This is a genomic window from Cupriavidus sp. OTU4054 (genome assembly GCF_038440175.1).
GTDB classification, from domain to species: domain Bacteria; phylum Pseudomonadota; class Gammaproteobacteria; order Burkholderiales; family Burkholderiaceae; genus Cupriavidus; species Cupriavidus pauculus_D.
Genome location: NZ_JASATF010000038.1, coordinates 16,895 through 35,499, shown reverse-complemented (window position 1 = coordinate 35,499; position 18,605 = coordinate 16,895). Strand labels below are relative to the sequence as shown.

The window sequence follows — 18,605 nt, the reverse complement described above, 5'->3', positions numbered from 1 at the left end:
TGGACGTCTCGCGATGGTCGCCGCACTGGCGGCGGTCACGCTGGTGTCCGGCTGCGCGAGCTGGTCGAACTCCAACAGCGTCTATGCGACCGGTCAGGCAGGGCGCGAGCAGACGGTCCGCTACGGCGTGGTCGAAGGCGTGCGCGAGGTGCTGATCCAGGGTCCGCAGACCGGGGCTGGAACGATCGCGGGCGGCGCCATCGGCGGCGTTGCGGCAGGGAGCACGATCGGCGGTGGCGGTGGTGCGGTGGCGGCGGGCCTGCTCGGCGCGGTGCTCGGTGGCATTGCCGGCAGCGCGGCCGAGGGCAAGCTCCAGCAGCGTCGCGGGCTGGAGATCACCGTGCGGCTCGACAACGGCGAGATGCGCGCGATCACGCAGGAGGCGGACGAGGTATTCCGTCCCGGCGAGCGCGTGCGCCTGCTGTCCTCGGGTGGCACGACGCGCGTGACGCACTGAGTTTCCGCTGCCCGACAGGACGCCGTGTGCCGAAAGGCCACGGCGTTTTTTCTTTGGCGCAAGCCCAAAAGAAAAAACCCGCCGGGCAAGCGCTTCGGCGGGTCTGCAGGACTTCCGTCATGCTGACCGGATACGAGGTATCCGGTCATTGCGACGCACGAGGCGTGCGCAGGTACTTCGCTGTCGTGATCGTTCGCGCAAGGCGAAACGATTACGGACGGTTGCCCGTCGGGAACGGCCAGGCCGCAGCCGGGTTCAGCGCGGTCTTGGCGACGACAGCGGGCGCAACAGCAGGGGCAGCGGCAGGCTTCGCGGCAGGGGCAGCCTTCTTGGCGGCAGCCTTCTTCGCGGCAGGCTTCTTGGCAGCAGCCTTCTTCGCAGCCGGCTTCTTGGCGGCGGTCTTCTTGGCAGCAGCCTTCTTGGCCGGTGCAGCCTTCTTGGCGGCAACCTTCTTGGTCGCTACCTTCTTGGCGGCAACCTTCTTGACCGCGGCCTTCTTGGCGGGCGCCTTCTTGGCGGCAACCTTCTTGGTTGCGACCTTCTTCGCCGCTACCTTCTTGGTCGCGACCTTCTTCGCTGCAACCTTCTTCGCAGCTACCTTCTTGGTTGCAACCTTCTTGGCCGCTACCTTCTTGGTTGCGACTTTCTTGGCGGCAGCCTTCTTGGCCGGAGCGGCCTTCTTGGCGGCGACCTTCTTCACGGCGGCCTTCTTGGCGGCCGGCTTGGCGGCCTTCTTAGCCGCCGGTTTTTTCTTTGCAGCAGTTGCCATGGATAACTCCTTCACTAACGTGAATATCGAATGACCTAAGTTGGCGACCCGACCGACCCGAGGTACGGTACAGACTGACCCCAGTCGAGCGAGCGATTCATCGGCGCACGGCAACACGTGGAAAACGTTGGCCGCACGCTAATGAATTCGGTGGCAGGGACACCGCGATTCGCGGTGCGAAAACGGCTGCAGGGAACATCGCCGAAGACCGCATTGGCAGTCTTCGCGCGGGTTTCCCGGGCAGGCCGTGCCCTGGAAAATTCGATCGGTCCGCGTCGCGCATCTCTTGGGCGCACGGTCCGGAAAGAGGAGATATCTGTCAGCGGCTCCGCGGTGCGGGCAAGGCCTCGCGCACGGCGGATGGCAATCGTCAGGGGGTAGTTCGCCCACCCCGTTACTGGGCTACAGGACACTGCACGCGTTTTTGAAAGCCAGCTCGGCTCGTTCTGCGTCAAAGTTCTGGTGCTCCTTGGCTACCCGTTCGACTACCCGCCCTACTGTCTGCGTATTGCTACTGCCTGCGTCTCACGATCTGCTGCCTGCGTTCGTCTGCTTGTGTTCGTATGCTTGCATTCGTCCGCTTGCATCATCCGCTTGCATTCGTTCATCGCGACTTCTTGCTTCTTGCTTCGTGTCTCGATGCTCGCTGCAATGAAGTGAGACGCTTGTCAAGGCGAATCATAATTCGTTTGTTCGATGATGTTAAGAAAAAAGTGCAAAAAAACTTGCGCGTGCGAACGACTCCAACTAGATCTCGCATCGCGTCGACGCGTCGGCATCATCGAACCACCTGTTGCTCTCGACTTCCATCACTGCGTCGAAGTTCCTTTCGTCTCTCGATTTCGGTTCTCGATGGCGCGCGATTTTCACTGCCGCTTATCTCGCCGGCGCACCGCGCGACGACCGCGCGCGATACCACGCGCATCGCGCGAGACACCCTCGACATGCACTCGCTACATTGCGATGCGTCTCCCCGAGACCCGCATGAACAGTGCGTTTGCGGGAAACACAAACGCCGTTGGCCCACGTCGCGCACACGTCGCGAGCGACGCGCGGCGAGCGTGCTTCGGCGACGGTCGCGCGCCTCGGCGGGCATCGCGCGAACGCTCTGGCATCGATGCGCACGCAGCGCGCGCGCATGCGTCCGACGATCACGACGACGCATGCGCGGTCGCGCGCTCGCGCGTCGCCGATGAGTGATGCGTCAACGCAACGGTTTGTCACAACCTCATGCCAACTTCGTGCGATCGGACACCGTCGGCGCATGGGCTGGACCGCGTCGATGGACATCGGCGGTCGACGCGCGGCATGCGATGCGGGCATTTGCGAGGTCAGACTTCGATCGCTGCCGCGTCGATCGCTACCGTCGATGTCTGTCGTCCAGGCACCGACAGAGAAACCTCGCCGATGCGTCGTCTGTCTTTTCTCGGTGCAACGCGACGCGACGCTTAGAGGAATACTTCGGCTCGCGGTTTGTTGCATGACAAAAAACGGCACATCCCGCGTGCACGCTGCCTCCGCGGGACGCGCGCGCTCACGTGCTGGTGCGTACGCAAACGTTCGTTGGTGATTGCAGGGATCCGCGCGCGCCGTTAGATTGGCGTCGCCAGATAACCCAAGGAGATAGCAATGCGCACCCTGACACCCCGAGCCCTTCTGCGCGCGAGCCTGTTCACGCTCGCGCTGGCCGGCAGCGCCGCCGCGTTCGCGCAGGCGACACCGGCCGGCATGTGGAAGACCATCGACGATGCCACCGGCAAGCCGCGCGGCCTGATCGAGATCACCGAGAAGGAAGGCGTGTACAGCGGCAAGCTCGTGCGCAGCCTCGTGGAGAGCACCGACACCAAGGTGAAGGTCTGCGACAAGTGCACCGACTCGCGCAAGGACCAGCCCATCATGGGCATGACGCTGCTGACGGGCCTGCGGAAGACGGGCGACAACGAGTGGACCGGCGGCGAGATCCTCGACCCCGAGACCGGCAAGCTCTACAAGTGCAAGATGTCGCTCGCCGACGACGGCAAGAAGCTCAACGTGCGCGGTTTCATCGGCATCAGCCTGATCGGCCGCACCCAGACCTGGGAACGCGATCAGTAACGCGCCGGGCGCGCGTCACCGCATGCGGGCAAACCCGCATCGCGCGCGCCGCCCCATCACAGGCAATTGACAGGCTGCTTCGGTAAGATCGGATCTCCGACCATTCCACAACTACCGGAGACACCCGATGCGCCCATGCTCCTCGCGCGCCACGCTGCTGGCCGCCGCCTCGCTTTTCACCACGCTCGCCTCCGCCACGCTCTCCCCGGCGGCATCCGCCGCCGAGACGTGGCCCGGCCATGTCATCAAGTTCGTCGTACCGTTCACGGCCGGCGGCGCCAACGACCTCGTCGCGCGCGCCGCGGCGGAAGCGGTCGGCAAGCGCCTCGGCCAGCCCGTCATCATCGAGAACCGCCCCGGTGCCGGTGGCGTCGTCGGCGCCGACTATGTCGCGAAGGCCAAGCCGGACGGCTACACGTTCCTCGTCGGCGCGGTGGGCACCGTGACCAACAGCCTCATCCGCACCAAGATGCCGTACGCGCCGGACGACCTCATCCCGGTGTCGCTGATCGCGGTGAGCCCGTCGGTGATCGTGGCCACGCCCTCGCTGCCGGTGAACAACCTCAAGGAACTCATCGAGTATTCGAAGAAGCAGAAAGGGGCGAACTTCGCCACGGCCGGCAGCGGCAGCACGCCGCACTTCGTTGAAGAGATGCTCAAGGAGAAAGGCGCGGACCTCGTCGTGGTGCCTTACAAGAGCGGATCGGAGAGCATCGCCGCAGTCATCGGCGGCCAGGTCGCCGCGACGTCGGAAGCCAGTGTCGTGGTCCTGCCGCAGATCAAGGCAGGCAAGCTCAAGGCGCTCGGCGCGACGTGGGACAAGCGTATGAGCGCGGCGCCGAACATCCCGACCACCGCCGAGCAGGGCCTTGCCGATGTCCATATCGGCCACTGGGCCGGCGTCTTCGCGCCCAAGGGCACCGACCCGGCCATTCTGAAAAAACTCAACAGCGAAATGACGGCCGCGATGCAGACGCAGGAAACGCGCGATCGCCTGCTGCCGAACGGCATCGAACCGGCCGGTGGCTCGCAGGAGAGTTTCATCGCGTTCATCAAGTCCGAGCGCGAGCGTCTGGGCCGCATCGCGAAGAACGCGAACATGCAAGCCGACTAGAATCGTCTATATATAGATGTCGCCGCGGCCCGCTTCGAGCGGGCCGCTTGCATTACCAGCGGCCATCACAATTTGTTACGGCCCCGGGGCTGTCCTCGCACCTGCGCTCATGGCTGTCAATCGGACCTATGTTTGACGCACGTGGCGGACACAATCCTCGGGGCTGTGGCAGAGTGCCCGGGCTGCAATCCCCATATCTGGAGACCTCATGTCGTTCCTCATCGTGTTGGCGGCGCTCGCCTTCCTGATGTTTGCCGCCTACCGCGGCTATAGCGTGATCCTGTTTGCGCCCATCGCGGCGCTCGGCGCCGTCCTGCTGACCGAACCGGCGGCCGTGGCCCCCGTGTTCTCGGGCATCTTCATGGAGAAGATGGTCGGCTTCGTCAAACTGTACTTTCCGGTGTTCCTGCTCGGCGCGGTGTTCGGCAAGGTCGTCGAGCTCTCCGGCTTCTCCGAGTCGATCGTCGCGGCGGCCATCCGCTATATCGGACGCTCGCGCGCGAATGCGGTGATCGTGGCCGTCTGCGCGCTGCTGACGTACGGTGGCGTGTCGCTGTTCGTGGTGGTGTTCGCGGTCTATCCGTTCGCGGCCGAGCTCTACCGCCAGAGCAATATTCCCAAGCGCCTGATGCCCGGTGCGATCGCGCTGGGCGCGTTCTCGTTCACGATGGACTCGCTGCCCGGCACGCCGCAGATCCAGAACATCATTCCTACCACGTTCTTCAAGACCACGTCATGGGCCGCGCCGATCCTCGGCGTCGCCGGTTCGCTGTTCATCATCGTCGTGGGCCTGTCGTACCTCGAATGGCGCCGCCGCGCGGCAATGGCGCGTGGCGAGGGCTATGGCACGAACCTGCTCAACGAGCCGCAGCACAGCGAGGGCGGCAAGCTGCCTCCGCCGCTGCTGGCGCTGCTGCCGCTCGTGGTGGTCGGCGTGGCCAACTTCTGGCTCACGCGCATGATTCCGCTCTGGTACGGCGAGTCGAACAGCGTGTCGTTACCCGGCCTGCCGCATCCGATCGAAACCAAGATCGCGGGCGTGACGGCGATCTGGGCCGTCGAGGGCGCGCTGCTGCTGGGCATTCTCGTGGTGCTGGTCACGGCGTTCGGCGCGGTCCGCACGCGCTTCGCGGACGGCACCAAGAGCGCCGTTTCCGGGGCATTGCTGGCCTCGCTGAACACGGCCTCGGAGTACGGTTTCGGTGGCGTCATCGCGGCGTTGCCGGGCTTCCTCGTGGTCAGCGATGCGCTGCGCAGCATCCCGAATCCGCTTGTCAACGCGGCAGTGTCGGTGAGCACGCTGGCTGGTATCACGGGCTCCGCATCGGGCGGCATGAGCATCGCGCTCGCGGCGATGTCGGACGCGTTCATCCAGGGCGCGCAGGCCGCCCATATCCCGCTCGAGGTCCTGCATCGCGTGGTGTCGATGGCCAGCGGCGGCATGGACACGCTGCCCCACAACGGCGCCGTGATCACGCTGCTCGCGGTCACGGGCCTGACGCACCGCGAGTCCTACCGCGATATCTTCGCGGTGACCGTCATCAAGACGCTCGCGGTATTCTTTGTGATCTCGGTCTACTACACGACCGGGCTGGTTTGAACACAACGACGGAGGCCGGACATGAAACAAGTCGCGTTACCAGGCGGCGAACAGGTGCCGGCACTCGGCATGGGGACGTGGCATGTCGGAGATCACGCCCACACGCGCGCCGAAGAAATCGCCACGCTGCAACTTGGGCTCGATCTGGGCCTGCGGTTGATCGATACCGCCGAGATGTACGGCGAAGGCGCGTCGGAGTCGCTGGTCGGCGAGGCCATCCGCGGCCGGCGTGACGAGGCGTTTCTGGTCAGCAAGGTGTATCCGCACAACGCCAGCCTCGATGGCGCCGTGGCCGCGTGCGAGCGCAGCCTGCGCCGGCTCGGCACGGACCGTCTCGACCTGTACCTGCTGCACTGGCGCGGTGGCGTACCGCTCGAGGAAACCATCGAGGCGTTCCTGCGGCTGCAGGCGGCCGGCAAGATCCGGCATTTCGGGGTAAGCAACCTCGACCTCGCCGATATGGAAGAACTGTGGGAGGTACCGGGCGGCAACCGGGTCGCGGTGAACCAGCTGCTCTACAACCTGAGCCGGCGCGGCATCGAGTACGACCTGTTGCCGTGGCTGCGCGAGCATGGCGTGCCCGTGATGGCGTACTCGCCGATCGAGCAGGCGCGCCTGCTGCGCCAGCCCGCGCTGCGCGCGTTCGCGGACCGGTATGGGATGACGCCGGCGCAGGCCGCGCTGGCCTGGCTGCTCCAGTTCGACGACGTCGTCGCGATACCGAAGACCGCTCAGCGCGAGCGGCTGCGCGAGAACATGCGCGCGCTCGATATCGTGTTCACCCCGCAGCAGTTGACGGAGCTCGACGGGATCTTCCCACCGCCACGCGGGCCCGAGCCGCTGGCGATGCTGTAGGGCGACGCGGTCGTCCTAGCGCTGGCCTGCTTCGTAGCGCTGGCGCTCGACGTACTGCGTCAGGTAGCTACGCGCCTTCTCGCGCGTGTCGTTGGTCACGCGATCGGCGGCCTGCCGCGCGCTGGCCTTGCCATGCGACGACGACATCTGCGCCGAGAGGTAGTCCTGGAACGCGTCGTGCATCGTGGACAGCTGCGACTTGCACGCGTCGATCGCGCCCGCGGCCACGTCCTTCGACGTGCCCTTCGCGCTCAGGTTGGCCTTTGCGCGATCCTGCACGCAATCCATGTACTGGGCGCGCTGCTTCAGCCATGCCGCATCGGCGCCCGGCGCCGTGGCCGGACCTGGCGCAGCCGCCGCGGCCTCGGCGCTGGCGGCCGTCGCGCTCTCGCCCGGCGCCTTCGAGGACGAACAGGCGGCGAGCGACAGCACGGCCACGGCGCTCAGCGATGCGAGCGCGGCGGCGCGATGACGGGAAGGAAGGCGTGTGCGGATCGATTGAATCATGGGGGCGTCTCGGAGGGCGATCTCGGGGATCGTTGAAGGATGAAAAAGCGTATCAGCAGCCTGCATTGTTTCAAACCATCGCCAGATTTTTGCAAGTAATTGCAAGAAAGTATGTCTGTGCTTGTCAGAGGCGAACCCTGTCCGTGTCAGACAAGATCGCATTGGCGGATGTGCGTCGTACGCCTATGCTGTAGAGGCGGTTGCAACACACGAACCCCTCCTGGAGGAAACAATGAAACGTAGAACCTTCCTGTCCGCCGGCGGCGCCGGCCTCGTGGGCATCTCTGGCCTGTCCCTGGGCGCGCTGTCGCTCGCGGGGTGTACCACCACTGGTCCCGACGCAACGTCCGACAAGGCCGCCAAACGGCGTGAGATCGACGCAGGCGCGACGGATACGCTAAACCGGCTGTACAGCTCTGTCCGCGGCTCCCAGGAGCTTGCCAACCGCGCCCGCGGCATTCTGGTGTTCCCGAAACTGCTGTCGGCAGGTTTCGTGGTCGGCGGCGAATACGGCGACGGCGTGCTGCGCTCGGGCGGCGCCAACCGTGGCTACTATCGCGCCATCTCGGGCTCCATCGGCTGGCAGATCGGCGCCCAGTCGAAGGCATTCGTCCTGATGTTCATGACCCAGGACGCGTACCAGAAATTTGTGAACAGCAGCGGCTGGACGGCCGGCGCGGATGCCACCGTGGCACTTGCCACCATCGGCGCCAACGGGCAGCTCGACACCAACACGGCACAGCAGCCGATCGTCGGCTTCGCGCTGACCAACGCGGGCCTGATGGCTGGCCTGAGCCTCGAAGGGACGAAGATCTCGAAGCTCGACATCTGACGAAAGTCAGCGGTCGCACACTTCAGGATCCGGTGAACGGGACACTGCGGCAACGCCGCGGCGTCCCGTTTTTTTTGGCGCGTTTTTCTGGATGGTTCGCCCGAGCGGATAGAATTCGACCCTTTCTCCTTTCGCCAGAGACCGGCGCCGAATTCACATGTGGTTCAAGAATCTTCAGCTGCACCGCTTCTCCGCCCCGTGGACGCTGAGCGCGGAAGAGGTGGAAGCCTGCCTCGCCAAACACGCATTTTTCCCCGGGACCAGCCTGGAACCCCAGACGCAGGGATGGGCCGCCCCCCGCGATAACGGCCCCCTCGTGCACTGCGTCAACCAGCAGATGCTGCTGCTGTTGCGCACCGAGAAGAAGCTGCTGCCCGCCACGGTGGTCAATCAGGTCACCAAGGCCCGCGCGGCGGAGCTCGAGGAACAGCAGGGCTTCAAGCCCGGCCGCAAGCAATTGCGCGAACTCAAGGAGCAGGTCACCGACGAACTGCTGCCGCGCGCGTTCAGCATCCGACGCGACACGCGCGTGTGGATCGACCCCGTCAACGGCTGGCTCGCGATCGACGCGGCCGGCGCCGCCAAGGCCGACGAAGTGCGCGGCATGCTCTTCAAGGCCATCGATCCGCTGCCGCTGGTCGGCCTGCACGTGAACCAGTCGCCGGTGGCGGCGATGACCGAATGGCTCGCCTCGGACACCGCACCGGCGGGTTTTACGATCGACCAGGAGATCGAGCTCCAGTCGAGCGCCGAGAGCAAGGCCACCGTCCGCTACGTGCGCCATCCGCTCGACCCCGAAGATCTGCAGCGTCATATCGCCGCGGGCAAGCGCTGCACACGCCTGGCCATGACGTGGAACGACCGCGTGTCGTTCGTGATGACCGAATCGCTCGCGATCAAGCGCGTGGCGCCGCTCGACGTCATCAAGGAGCAGAACGACGCGACCGCGCGTGACGAGGACGAACGCTTCGATGCCGACTTCGCGCTGATGGCGGGCGAGCTCGCGCAGCTGCTCGGCGATATCACCGATGCGCTCGGTGGCGAGCGGCAGGTGGAGGAGCGCAAGGCGGAGGAGCGCAAGGCCGCCTGACGCGCAGCGGTCGTTATCCCACCCGTACCACGACCGCCCGCTCCCTGTCCGACGCCTGCGCCCGCGCCCAGGCGTCGGCGATATCGGTCAGCGGCATGACCTCGGCATCGGCGCGCAACGCGCCGGTGGCCACATGCCCCAGGATCTCCTCGATCATCGCTTCCAGTTCGCGTAGGGACGGACGATTGCCGGGACCATCGCCCATCAGCTGAATCGGCGCGTCGCGCAGGTGCGCGCCCGCGAGTTCGATCGGCCCTTCCATCAGTTCGCCTGTCGAGACGATGCGCACCCCCCGTTCACCGGGATCGGACGTCACCGAGAGCGCGGCGATCAGCACCTCCGAGATCGGTCCCCAGATGAAATCCACCACAACGTCGATGCCGCCCACGGCATGGCTCGCGAAGGCCTCATGCAGATGCGTCGGCGGCAGCCGCAGGTCGATGACGGCGTCCGCGCCCAGCGCTTCCAGTTCGGCCGTCCCGCGGCCGGCGACGACGACGCGCGCCGCGCCGAGCAGTCGCGCGGCCCGTACCGTCATCTGGCCCAGCGGCCCCGAGGCCCCCACCACCAGCACGGTCTCGCCGGGGGAGATCCGCGCGCGCCAGCGCAGCGGCAGCCAGGCCATCAGCGCGCGATCGACGATCGCCGCGGCCGTCACGTTGTCCACGTCGTCCGGGATCATCGCCACGCACCGCGCGGGTGCCAGCGCGGCCAGCGCACCATAGGGCGCGCGCACGCCGCTGAAGTAGACGCGCTCGCCGGTGTCGAGGTAGCCCACGCCATCGGTCCCGCAGATCGCGGGCAGCACCAGCGGGCTGCAATGATGATGGCCCCGCGCGAGCGCGAGGTCGTGCGGCTTGATCGCCGCCGCGGCCACGCGGACGAGCACTTCATCGGCACCGGCCACGGGTTCGGCGAAGGTATCGAGGCGGGGGAGATCCCCCAGACGGTGAATCACAGCGGCAAGCATCCCGGTCACTCCAAGCAGGTCGAAGTGCACGATCGTAGAAGCGGATGGGCCGCTTGTATGTGAGCAAATTCTGAAATCTTTCGGAGCGATTTAAGACATCTACGACGAGAAAACGCGCGCCATTGCCGCTGTTTTCTCACTTATGTTGCATCACAAATATATCTTTACTAGAATCGACGACATACGACTCACCACACCGCGTGCCATGTCGATCTCGATTCCCATCCCGTCTCCCGCCCAACGGAATCCGCGTTACCGTGGCCACCCCGCGCTCGCGCTGGGCTTCCGTCCGTTCTACCTGCTGGCCGCCGCGTTCGGCACGATCGCCATCGCCATGTGGGTGCTCCTCTATCTCGGCGGGTGGCAGCCGTCCGCGCAACCGTGGACCGGCACGATGCTCTGGCACGCGCACGAAATGGTGTTCGGATTCGCGGCCGCCGTGGTGGTCGGGTTCCTGTTCACCGCGGGCAGGAACTGGACGGGTCTGCAGACGCCGCAAGGGATCTGGCTCGGCACGCTGGCGGGGCTATGGACGCTCGCGCGCGTGCTGATGTGGACCGGGCCCGCGTGGCTCGCCATCGCGGTGGACGCGGCGTTCCTGCCCGCCTGCGCGCTGAGTTTCTTTATCGTGCTGCGGCGCGCGGACAATCGCCGGAACTACGGCCTGGCCATCGCGCTGGGCGTCCTGGGCGCACTCGACGCGGGGTTCCATGCCGCCATGCTCGCCGGCCGCGCCGATATCGCGCTGCGGCTCACCGAAGCGGCCACGGGACTCGTGACCGTCTTCATCACCGTTATCGGCGGCCGCGTGATACCGATGTTCACCGCCAACGCGATCGCGGACGCGAGCATTCACCGGTACGCGTGGGTCGAACGCTCGGTCGTCGTGCTGACCCTGCTTTCGATTGGCGCGCACAGCGCGCATGCGCCCGCGTGGCTGACGATGCCGCCGGCGGCCGCAGCGGCGGCGGTCCATGCGGTCCGCCTCGCGGGCTGGGCCCCGCTGCGCACACGCCGCACGCCGATCGTCGCCATGCTCCATGTCGCGTACGCCTTTCTGCCGATCGGCTTCGCGCTGATCGCCGCCGCATCGGCGGGCTGGGTGGACCGCTCCACCGCCTTGCATGCGCTGACCGCAGGCGCCATCGCCTGCGCGATCCTCGCGATGATCACGCGCACCGCGCTCGGCCATACGGGCCGCAGGCTCGCCACCGGACGTCTCGAACATGTGGCCTATGCGTGCATCGCGCTGGCCGCCCTGCTTCGCGTGGCCGTGCCCGCCGTCCTCCCCGTCTTCAAGGCCTACGCCATCGCCGGCGCCGGCGTGCTCTGGATCGCCGCGTTCGTGCTGTATCTGATCCGCTACACGCCGTGGCTGCTGCGCCCGCGCGTGGACGGCAAGGAGGGCTGAGCAGCGCTATCCGCGTTGCACGCTTTCTGCGAAAAACGACGATAATCGGCGAGCTTCTTGCAATGGAATTTCACAATGAGCGAGCCGGATTTCCAGTCGCTACGCCTGTTCATGCGCGTGGCGGAGACCCAGAGTTTCACCGCCGCCGCCGATGCCTCGGGCATCTCCGTCTCGGCGGCCAGCTATGCCGTGCGCACGCTCGAGGCGCAGCTCGGCGCGCGCCTGTTCAACCGCACCACGCGCAGCGTCAGCCTGACCGAGGCCGGCAGCGCGTTCATGGATCGCGTGGCGCCGCTGCTCGAGGAACTGCAGCTGGCCATGCACGACGTGTCGGTGGCGTCGAACGTGTCGATGGGCACGCTGCGCCTGAACATCCCATCCACCGCGAGCCGCCTGATCATCGAGCCGCTGCTGGGCCGCTTTCTGGCCGCCCACCCCAATATCAGCCTCGACGTCGCCGTCGATAACAGCCTCGTCGATATCGTCACCAAGGGCTTCGACGCGGGCATCCGTTTCGACAGCGTGCTCGGCGACGACATGGTGGCCATACCGCTGATCGCCTCGGTACCGTTCGTTGTCGTGGCATCGCCCGAGTACGTGGCCGCGCGGGGCGTGCCCCGGCATCCGCGGGACCTGCTCAAGCACGAGTGCATCAACTATCGCAGCGCGGACAGCGGCGCGCTCTACCGGTGGGAGTTCGAGGACCGGGGACAGGACAAGGGCAAGCCGCAGCGCCTCGCGGTGACCGGACGCGTGTCCTCGAACGATACGGCGCTCCTGCTGCGCGCGGCCTGCGACGGCTATGGCTTTGCCTATCTGGCGAAGGAGTCGGCGGGCGCCGCGCTTGCCGAGGGCCGGCTCGTCGAGGTGTTGCAGGGCTGGACCTCGCCCGCCGCGCTCTACCTCTACTACTACAACCGCGCCGCGATGCCGATGAAGCTGCGCGTGTTCATCGACTTCGTGCAGGCGGAGATCGGCCGGCCCGAGCTGCCGCTGCGCGCGGGAGCGGTCAAGCCGAAACGCAAGCCCCGGCCTACAGTCCGCCAGGCAGCAGCGCGCCCACAGACTCGCGCATGACACGCGCGATCAGCTGCTGACGCTCGCGCGGCATCCGCGCGAGCGTCGTCGCCACGCTGATGCCGGCCACGGGCTCTCCATCGGCGTTGGAGATGGCCATGCCCACCGCAAGCACGTTGCGCGTAGCGTGATTGCCGATGACCGACCATCCGCGCTCGCGCGTCGCCCGCACGAGAATGCGCATGCGATCGGGCGTCATGCCGTTGTACTGGCCAAGCGCATCGGCGTTGGCCGCCATGATCTCGCCGACCGTGGCATCGGGTAGCGCCGACAACAGTGCGAGCCCCGCCGCGCCAACGCCTAGCGGCTGCCGCGTGCCCACCTGAATCACCAGCACCTGCACCGGATGCGTGCCGACGTGCCGCGCCACGCATTGCGAAAGCGGCCCGTCGCGCACGATGGCGAATGCCGCATCGCCGCATGCCTGGCTGACGCGCGAGAGCACCGGGCGAATGCGCTCGGCCACGTCCGTCGATGCCTGCCGCTGCGGCATCGCGGCCAGGCGCGGGCCCGTGACGTAGCGAAAGCGCCCGCGCGGCGCCACGTAGCCCGCCTCGATCAGCGTCGCCAGCAGCCGGTAGACCGTGGGCCGTTCGAGGCCCGCCACGCGGCACAGATCCACGACACGCAGCCCTTCTCGGCCACCCGCGAGAATCGCGTCGAGCAGGGTCAGTCCGCGCCGCAACGCGCGGGTGCCCTCCTCGGGCAGGGCCTCGGCCGGGTCCGTGGTGGGGGGCAAAACGTCCGCCTGGCGGACGTTTCTGGTGGCAGTGCGAGAAGGCATGGGAAAGAATTTCCACGTCGACGATGCAGTCCGCAGTATAGAGACGGACGCGCGCGATTGGCATTCCATCCAGGAGACAACCATGACCTTCCGATCCGTCCGGACCTTACTGCTGGCCGCCGCGATATCCGGCAGCCAGCTCGTCGCGGCCCAGCCCGCTCACGCCCAGGCGCCCGCATGGCCGACCAAGCCCGTACGGCTCGTGGTCGGCTATGCCGCCGGCGGCGCCACCGACGTGCTTGCGCGGCTCGTCGCCGTCAAGCTCGGCGAGAACCTCGGCCAGCCCGTGGTCATCGACAACCGCGCGGGCGCCAACAGCAACGTGGGCGCCGAGGTGGTCGCCAAATCGCCGCCGGACGGCTACACGCTCTACGTCTACACGATCGCCAACACGATCAACGCCACGCTCTACGAGAAGCTCGGCTACGACCCGGTCAAGGACTTCGAGCTTGCGGGCATGATCGCCAAGATTCCGAACGTGCTCGTCGTGAATCCCAAGCTGCCCGTCAACACGGTGGCCGAGTACATCCGCTTTGCGAAGTCGTCGCCGAACGGCGTCACGTTCGCGTCGTCGGGCGCCGGTTCTTCCATCCATCTGTCCGGCGAGATCTTCCGCATGCGCAGCGGCAGCAACATGCTGCATGTGCCGTATCGCGGCAGCGCGCCGGCCGTGACCGATCTGCTCGGCGGCCAGGTGCAGTCGATGTTCGACAACACGCCCTCCGCCATGCCGCACATCAAGGCGGGCCGCCTGCGCGCGATCGCGATCACCAGCGCGCAACGTTCGTCGCTGCTGCCCGACGTGCCGACGGTCGCCGAGTCCGGTTTTCCGGGCTTCGATGTCCAGTCGTGGTTCGCCATCGCCGCGCCGGCCGGCACCCCGCGGCCAATCGTCGACAAGATCAACGCCGCGCTCAACAAGGCGCTGGCCACGCCCGACGTGCGGCAGCGCATGCAGGAACTCGTGGCCACGCCCGAGCCGGGCACCCCCGAGCAATGCCGCGCGTTCGCGCTCTCCGAGATCAAGCGCTGGCACGATGTCGTGCAGGAGTCGGGCGCGCGCGTCAACTAAGGAACCATTTATGCTACCGATCGATTTCTTCTGGCGCGCCGCGGATCGCTGGCCCGACAACATCGCCATCGATGCGCCGGACGGCACCGTGACCTATCGCGTGCTGGCCGGACGCGTCGCCGCGCTGGCCACGGCGTTCCAGGCACGCGACCCCGCGCCGCAGAGCCGTGTCGGCATCTGCGCGGGCAACTCCACCGCGCATCTGACCGCGCTGCTGGCCGTGCTCGCGAGCGGCAAGATCTGGGTGCCACTGAACCCCAAGAGCACGCAGTTCGAACTGCGCCGCATCGTCGATGCGACCGAGCCGTCGATCCTCGTGTTCGACGAGGACTGCGCCGCGCTGCTCGATGGCGCGCCGGGCCAGCGCGTGACGACCGCCGGGCTCGATGCGGAGATCCTCCCGCACACGGGCGCCCCGCGCCCCCTGCTGTCGCTCGATCGCGATGCCACGCAGGCCATCAAGTTCACGGGCGGCACCACGGGCGCGCCCAAGGGCGTCATGCAGCCGTATCGTGCGTGGGTGGCGAACATCGTGAACCAGATCCACGTGTGGGGTTTCGACGAAAACGATCGCTACGTCGTGGCCGCGCCCGTCACGCATGGCACGTCGACCTACGTCGTGCCGATTCTGGCGCAGGGCGGCTGCCACGTGATCATGGACGGCAGCGGCGCGGAAGCGGTCCGTACCGCGTTTCGCGAGCGTGGCGGCTCCATCGCGTTCATGCCGCCGACGCTGATCTACATGCTGATGGCATTGCCGGGCGCATCGCGCGGCGACTATCCGCGGCTGCGGCGGCTGATCTATGGTGGCGCGCCGATGCCCGCGGAGAAGCTGCGCGTCGCGCGCGAATTCTTCGGCCCCGTGATGGCCACCACTTATGGCCAGACCGAGGCACCGCAGCTGCTCACGGTAATGCGGCCCGAGGACTTCGAGGATCCCGCCAATCTCGCGTCGGTGGGCCGCACCACGTGGTTCAGCGATGTCGCGATCATGTCGCCCGAAGGCGCGCTGCTGCCCACGGGCGAGGTCGGCGAAGTCGTCGCGCGTGGCGACCTCGTCATGACGGGCTACTGGCGGCTGCCGGAACTCACCGGCAAGACGATCGTCGATGGCTGGCTGCATACGGGAGACCGCGGGCTGATCGACGAACGCGGGTATCTCTACCTCAAGGACCGCCTGCGCGACGTGGTGATCACGGGCGGCTTCAACGTCTATCCCATCGACGTGGAGAACGCGCTGGGCCAGCACCCGGCCGTGCACGAGAGCGCGGTGTTCGGCATTCCCGACGACAAGTGGGGCGAAGCCGTTCAGGCCGCCGTGCAGTTGCGCGAGGGAAGCACCGCGACCGAAGACGAACTGATCGCGTTCGTGCGCGCGCGGCTCGGACCCGTGCAAACGCCCAAGCGCATTCACTTCCATACCAGCCTGCCGCGCTCGACCGTCGGCAAGGTACTCAAGACCTCCGTGCGCGAGCTCGCGCTCGCCCGGAACGCTGCCTGAAGGAGACCCGATCCATGGCACAACACGATACCCCCGTTACCCGTCTCTGCACCCACACGCTCACGAGCCTGCATTACCGCGATGCCGATCTGGTCGAGGACCTGCTGGGCAAGAAGACCTTCACCGAAGTGATGCTGATGCAGATCCTCGGCCGCGAGCCGCGCTCGGTCGATATGCGCATCACCGACGTCGTGCTGATCGTGCTGATGGAGCATGGCCTCACGCCTAGCGCGATCGCCACGCGGCTGATCTACATGAGCGCGCCCGAGAACCTGCAGGGCGCGGTGTCCGCTGGCCTGCTCGCGGTCGGCAGTTCGTTCGTGGGGACGATGGAGAACTGTTCGCAGCTGCTCGACCGGATTCTTGCCGCCGAGGATCCCGATGCGGAGGCGCTCACCATTGCGCGTCACTACAAGGGCCTGAAGAGCCCGGTTCCCGGTTTCGGTCACCATCTGCACAAACCCGTCGATCCGCGCGCCTACAAGCTGCTCGAACTCGGGCGTGCGGAGCCGGATCTCGATGGCCGGCATATCCGCGCGCTCGAACGCCTGTCCACGGCGGTGGACGAGGTTGCGGGCCGGCCGATCACGATCAATGCCACAGGCGCGGTGGCCGCGCTGCTCGGCGAAATCGGCGTGCCCACGGCCGTGATGCGCGGCTTCGCGGTGATCTCGCGCGCGGCGGGACTCGTGGCGCATATCGTCGAGGAACAGCAGAGCCCGTCGGGCCGGTTTATCTGGGACACCGTCGAGCACGCGATTCCCTATGTGGGCGAAGGTGGCAAAGCGGGCGGCAACGCGGCTGGAAAGGAGCGTGGCGGATGACGGCGCCCACTGCATGGCCGGTGGGGCTGGGGCTGTCCGATCGCACGGTATTCGTCGCGGGCGGTGGTTCGGCCGGCCCCGGCTGGAGCATCGGCCGCGCGGCGTGCGTCACCTACGCGCGCCTGGGCGCCCGCGTCTGCGTCGCCGACCGCGATCGCGCGTCGGCCGAGGAAACCGCCGCGATCATTCGCGACGAGGGCGGCACGTCCGATACGTTCGTCGGCGATATTGCCGACGAGGCCGACGTGGTGCGTATGTTCGCCGAAGCGAAGTCGCGCTTCGGCGTCATCGACGTGCTTCACCACAATGTTGGCATCGGCAAGACCGGCGGCCCGCTCGACACGAAGCTCGAGGACTTCGACCTCGCGCAATCGGTCAACGTGCGCAGCCTGCTGCTGGCCTCGCGTCAGGTCCTCCCCGACATGGTCGAACAGGGCCGCGGCGCGATCATCGCGATCTCGTCCGTCGCGGGCATGCGCTACCTCGGATACCCGCACCTGTCGTACTGCGTGACGAAGGCCGCCGTGATCCAGTTCACGCGCATGCTGGCCCAGCAATACGCGGCCAACGGCATCCGCGCCAACACGGTGGTCCCGGGCCTGATCGACACGCCCCGCATTGCCAACACGGTCGCAAAGATGTTCTCCGAAACCAGCCTCGACGAGGCGCGCGCCGCCCGCGCCAGACAGGTCCCGCTCGGCCGTATGGGCACCGCATGGGATGTGGCCAACGCGTGCGCGTTCCTGGCCTCCGATGCCGCCGCCTACGTCACGGGCACGGAGCTGGTGGTCGATGGCGGGCTGACGGGGAAGTTTGCGTAAGCCGCAGGACGATCGTCACCGCTATCCCGCACCGTTATGGCCACGTGTAACGATCGTCCAGTCTTCGACGCTTAAACCAGGGTACGCAAAGTCCTTCGTGTTGTTCGTCACCACCGTGACCTTCCGGTCGATTGCATGGGCGGCAATCAGCTTGTCCATGGCGTCGGCCTTTCCCTTCGGTCGCGCGGCCCGTACTGGCGCGTAGGCCTTCGCGGCAGACGCGCTCCACGACAGCACCGGCGGTTTGTCCAACAGCCTGCGAAGCGCCTTGCGGGAGGCCATAGGATTCGCCGACACGCTGACCCCGTACTCCAGTTCCGCCAGCGTGACTGCCGAAACCACGACGTCTCCCTCACCACATTGCGCGAGCCGCCGTGCCACCTGCTCTGGGTGGTTCTTCATGAGGAAGATGCACATGTTCGTGTCGAGCATGTACTTCGCCATCAGAGCGGTTCCCTTTCTTCATGCCGCAGGGGTTCCCGGCCATGCTGCATGAAGTCTGCAGGGAAGGCGGCGAAGAGATCCAGCAGGTATGCCAGCCCGCCACGCAGGTCTGCGGTATCGCCCGCGCAGGGAGCGCGCGTGGTCGAATCCCCTTCTCCGGGGACTGCTGCGCCAGGGACTGCTGCGCTTGGAGCTGCTGCGCTTGGGGCTGCTGCGCTTGGGGCTGCTGCGCTAATAGGATCAGCGATGTTTGTTTGCGCCATGATTGACTCCAGACAGTCGGGGGCGACTTCCATGCCTGACCGAGGCATCGCGGGCCTATTACCGCTCTCCCTCGATCCAGCGTCACCATTCCAACACAGTCGCCATCGCTCCATCACCCC

Annotated in this window: 18 protein-coding genes; 13 read left to right on the top strand and 5 right to left on the bottom strand. The window is 66.7% G+C overall.

Going from position 1 to position 18,605, the window contains the following annotated elements; all coding sequences use genetic code 11:
* Positions 1–13 precede the first annotated feature (13 nt).
* Positions 14–457 carry an outer membrane lipoprotein gene (locus AAHB16_RS29655; RefSeq protein ID WP_150373679.1) on the top strand — a complete coding sequence of 148 codons (444 nt, stop codon included), beginning with the start codon at positions 14–16 and terminating at the stop codon, positions 455–457.
* A gap of 211 nt (positions 458–668) precedes the next feature.
* Here AAHB16_RS29655 and AAHB16_RS29650 read toward each other — a convergent pair whose 3' ends face one another.
* Positions 669–1,226 (bottom strand): histone H1-like DNA-binding protein, encoded by a 558-nt coding sequence (locus tag AAHB16_RS29650; protein WP_150370692.1) that lies wholly within the window; start codon positions 1,224–1,226, stop codon positions 669–671.
* Positions 1,227–2,855: 1,629 nt separating this feature from the next.
* On the opposite strand from AAHB16_RS29650, the gene AAHB16_RS29645 reads away from it, so the two are divergent.
* The 4 genes from AAHB16_RS29645 to AAHB16_RS29630 all read left to right on the top strand — a co-directional run bounded on the left by AAHB16_RS29645 (position 2,856) and on the right by AAHB16_RS29630 (position 6,889).
* Positions 2,856–3,320 carry a DUF2147 domain-containing protein gene (locus tag AAHB16_RS29645; protein WP_150370691.1) on the top strand — a complete coding sequence of 155 codons (465 nt, stop codon included), beginning with the start codon at positions 2,856–2,858 and terminating at the stop codon, positions 3,318–3,320.
* 127 nt (positions 3,321–3,447) lie between these two features.
* A complete protein-coding gene (locus tag AAHB16_RS29640; protein WP_342052656.1) occupies positions 3,448–4,434 on the top strand; it encodes a Bug family tripartite tricarboxylate transporter substrate binding protein in 987 nt (328 codons plus the stop codon).
* Between the two features lie 208 nt (positions 4,435–4,642).
* Positions 4,643–6,034 carry a GntP family permease gene (locus AAHB16_RS29635; protein WP_150370689.1) on the top strand — a complete coding sequence of 464 codons (1,392 nt, stop codon included), beginning with the start codon at positions 4,643–4,645 and terminating at the stop codon, positions 6,032–6,034.
* Positions 6,035–6,055: 21 nt separating this feature from the next.
* A complete protein-coding gene (locus tag AAHB16_RS29630) occupies positions 6,056–6,889 on the top strand; it encodes an aldo/keto reductase (RefSeq protein ID WP_150370688.1) in 834 nt (277 codons plus the stop codon).
* A gap of 15 nt (positions 6,890–6,904) precedes the next feature.
* Here AAHB16_RS29630 and AAHB16_RS29625 read toward each other — a convergent pair whose 3' ends face one another.
* Entirely contained in the window at positions 6,905–7,396 is a 492-nt protein-coding gene (locus tag AAHB16_RS29625; protein ID WP_150370687.1) for a hypothetical protein, read from the bottom strand.
* A 232-nt stretch (positions 7,397–7,628) separates the two neighbouring features.
* Here AAHB16_RS29625 and AAHB16_RS29620 point away from each other — a divergent pair, with 232 nt between their 5' ends.
* Positions 7,629–8,228, top strand: a complete 600-nt coding sequence (locus AAHB16_RS29620) for a BPSL1445 family SYLF domain-containing lipoprotein (RefSeq protein ID WP_150370686.1) — start codon at positions 7,629–7,631, stop codon at positions 8,226–8,228.
* 157 nt (positions 8,229–8,385) lie between these two features.
* Entirely contained in the window at positions 8,386–9,318 is a 933-nt protein-coding gene (locus AAHB16_RS29615; protein WP_150370685.1) for a recombination-associated protein RdgC, read from the top strand.
* A gap of 13 nt (positions 9,319–9,331) precedes the next feature.
* Here AAHB16_RS29615 and AAHB16_RS29610 read toward each other — a convergent pair whose 3' ends face one another.
* Positions 9,332–10,288 carry a quinone oxidoreductase family protein gene (locus AAHB16_RS29610; RefSeq protein WP_342052655.1) on the bottom strand — a complete coding sequence of 319 codons (957 nt, stop codon included), beginning with the start codon at positions 10,286–10,288 and terminating at the stop codon, positions 9,332–9,334.
* 205 nt (positions 10,289–10,493) lie between these two features.
* Here AAHB16_RS29610 and AAHB16_RS29605 point away from each other — a divergent pair, with 205 nt between their 5' ends.
* Together AAHB16_RS29605 and AAHB16_RS29600 are read left to right on the top strand one after the other, a co-directional pair.
* Positions 10,494–11,699 carry an NnrS family protein gene (locus tag AAHB16_RS29605; protein ID WP_342052654.1) on the top strand — a complete coding sequence of 402 codons (1,206 nt, stop codon included), beginning with the start codon at positions 10,494–10,496 and terminating at the stop codon, positions 11,697–11,699.
* A 75-nt stretch (positions 11,700–11,774) separates the two neighbouring features.
* Positions 11,775–12,776 carry a LysR family transcriptional regulator gene (locus AAHB16_RS29600; protein WP_342052653.1) on the top strand — a complete coding sequence of 334 codons (1,002 nt, stop codon included), beginning with the start codon at positions 11,775–11,777 and terminating at the stop codon, positions 12,774–12,776.
* On the opposite strand, the gene AAHB16_RS29595 is transcribed toward AAHB16_RS29600, so the two are convergent.
* Positions 12,733–13,560, bottom strand: a complete 828-nt coding sequence (locus AAHB16_RS29595) for an IclR family transcriptional regulator (protein ID WP_342052652.1) — start codon at positions 13,558–13,560, stop codon at positions 12,733–12,735. The genes AAHB16_RS29600 and AAHB16_RS29595 overlap by 44 nt on opposite strands.
* 82 nt (positions 13,561–13,642) lie before the next feature.
* Here AAHB16_RS29595 and AAHB16_RS29590 point away from each other — a divergent pair, with 82 nt between their 5' ends.
* Genes AAHB16_RS29590 through AAHB16_RS29575 form a run of 4 tightly spaced genes read left to right on the top strand, consistent with a single transcriptional unit; the run spans position 13,643 to position 17,778 of the window.
* Positions 13,643–14,632, top strand: coding sequence for a tripartite tricarboxylate transporter substrate binding protein (locus AAHB16_RS29590; RefSeq protein ID WP_150370680.1), 990 nt, complete (start codon positions 13,643–13,645; stop codon positions 14,630–14,632).
* A gap of 10 nt (positions 14,633–14,642) precedes the next feature.
* Positions 14,643–16,133: a class I adenylate-forming enzyme family protein gene (locus AAHB16_RS29585; RefSeq protein ID WP_150370679.1), complete on the top strand. Its 1,491-nt coding sequence runs from the start codon at positions 14,643–14,645 to the stop codon at positions 16,131–16,133.
* A 14-nt stretch (positions 16,134–16,147) separates the two neighbouring features.
* On the top strand, positions 16,148–16,957 hold the full coding sequence (locus tag AAHB16_RS29580) for a citryl-CoA lyase (RefSeq protein ID WP_342052651.1): 810 nt from the start codon (positions 16,148–16,150) through the stop codon (positions 16,955–16,957).
* Positions 16,954–17,778 carry an SDR family NAD(P)-dependent oxidoreductase gene (locus AAHB16_RS29575; protein WP_150370677.1) on the top strand — a complete coding sequence of 275 codons (825 nt, stop codon included), beginning with the start codon at positions 16,954–16,956 and terminating at the stop codon, positions 17,776–17,778. Before AAHB16_RS29580 ends, AAHB16_RS29575 begins: the two co-directional genes overlap by 4 nt.
* Positions 17,779–17,799: 21 nt before the next feature.
* Here the strand turns inward: AAHB16_RS29575 and AAHB16_RS29570 are convergent, their stop codons facing one another.
* Entirely contained in the window at positions 17,800–18,222 is a 423-nt protein-coding gene (locus AAHB16_RS29570; protein ID WP_342052650.1) for a type II toxin-antitoxin system VapC family toxin, read from the bottom strand.
* Between the last annotated feature and the right edge of the window lie 383 nt (positions 18,223–18,605).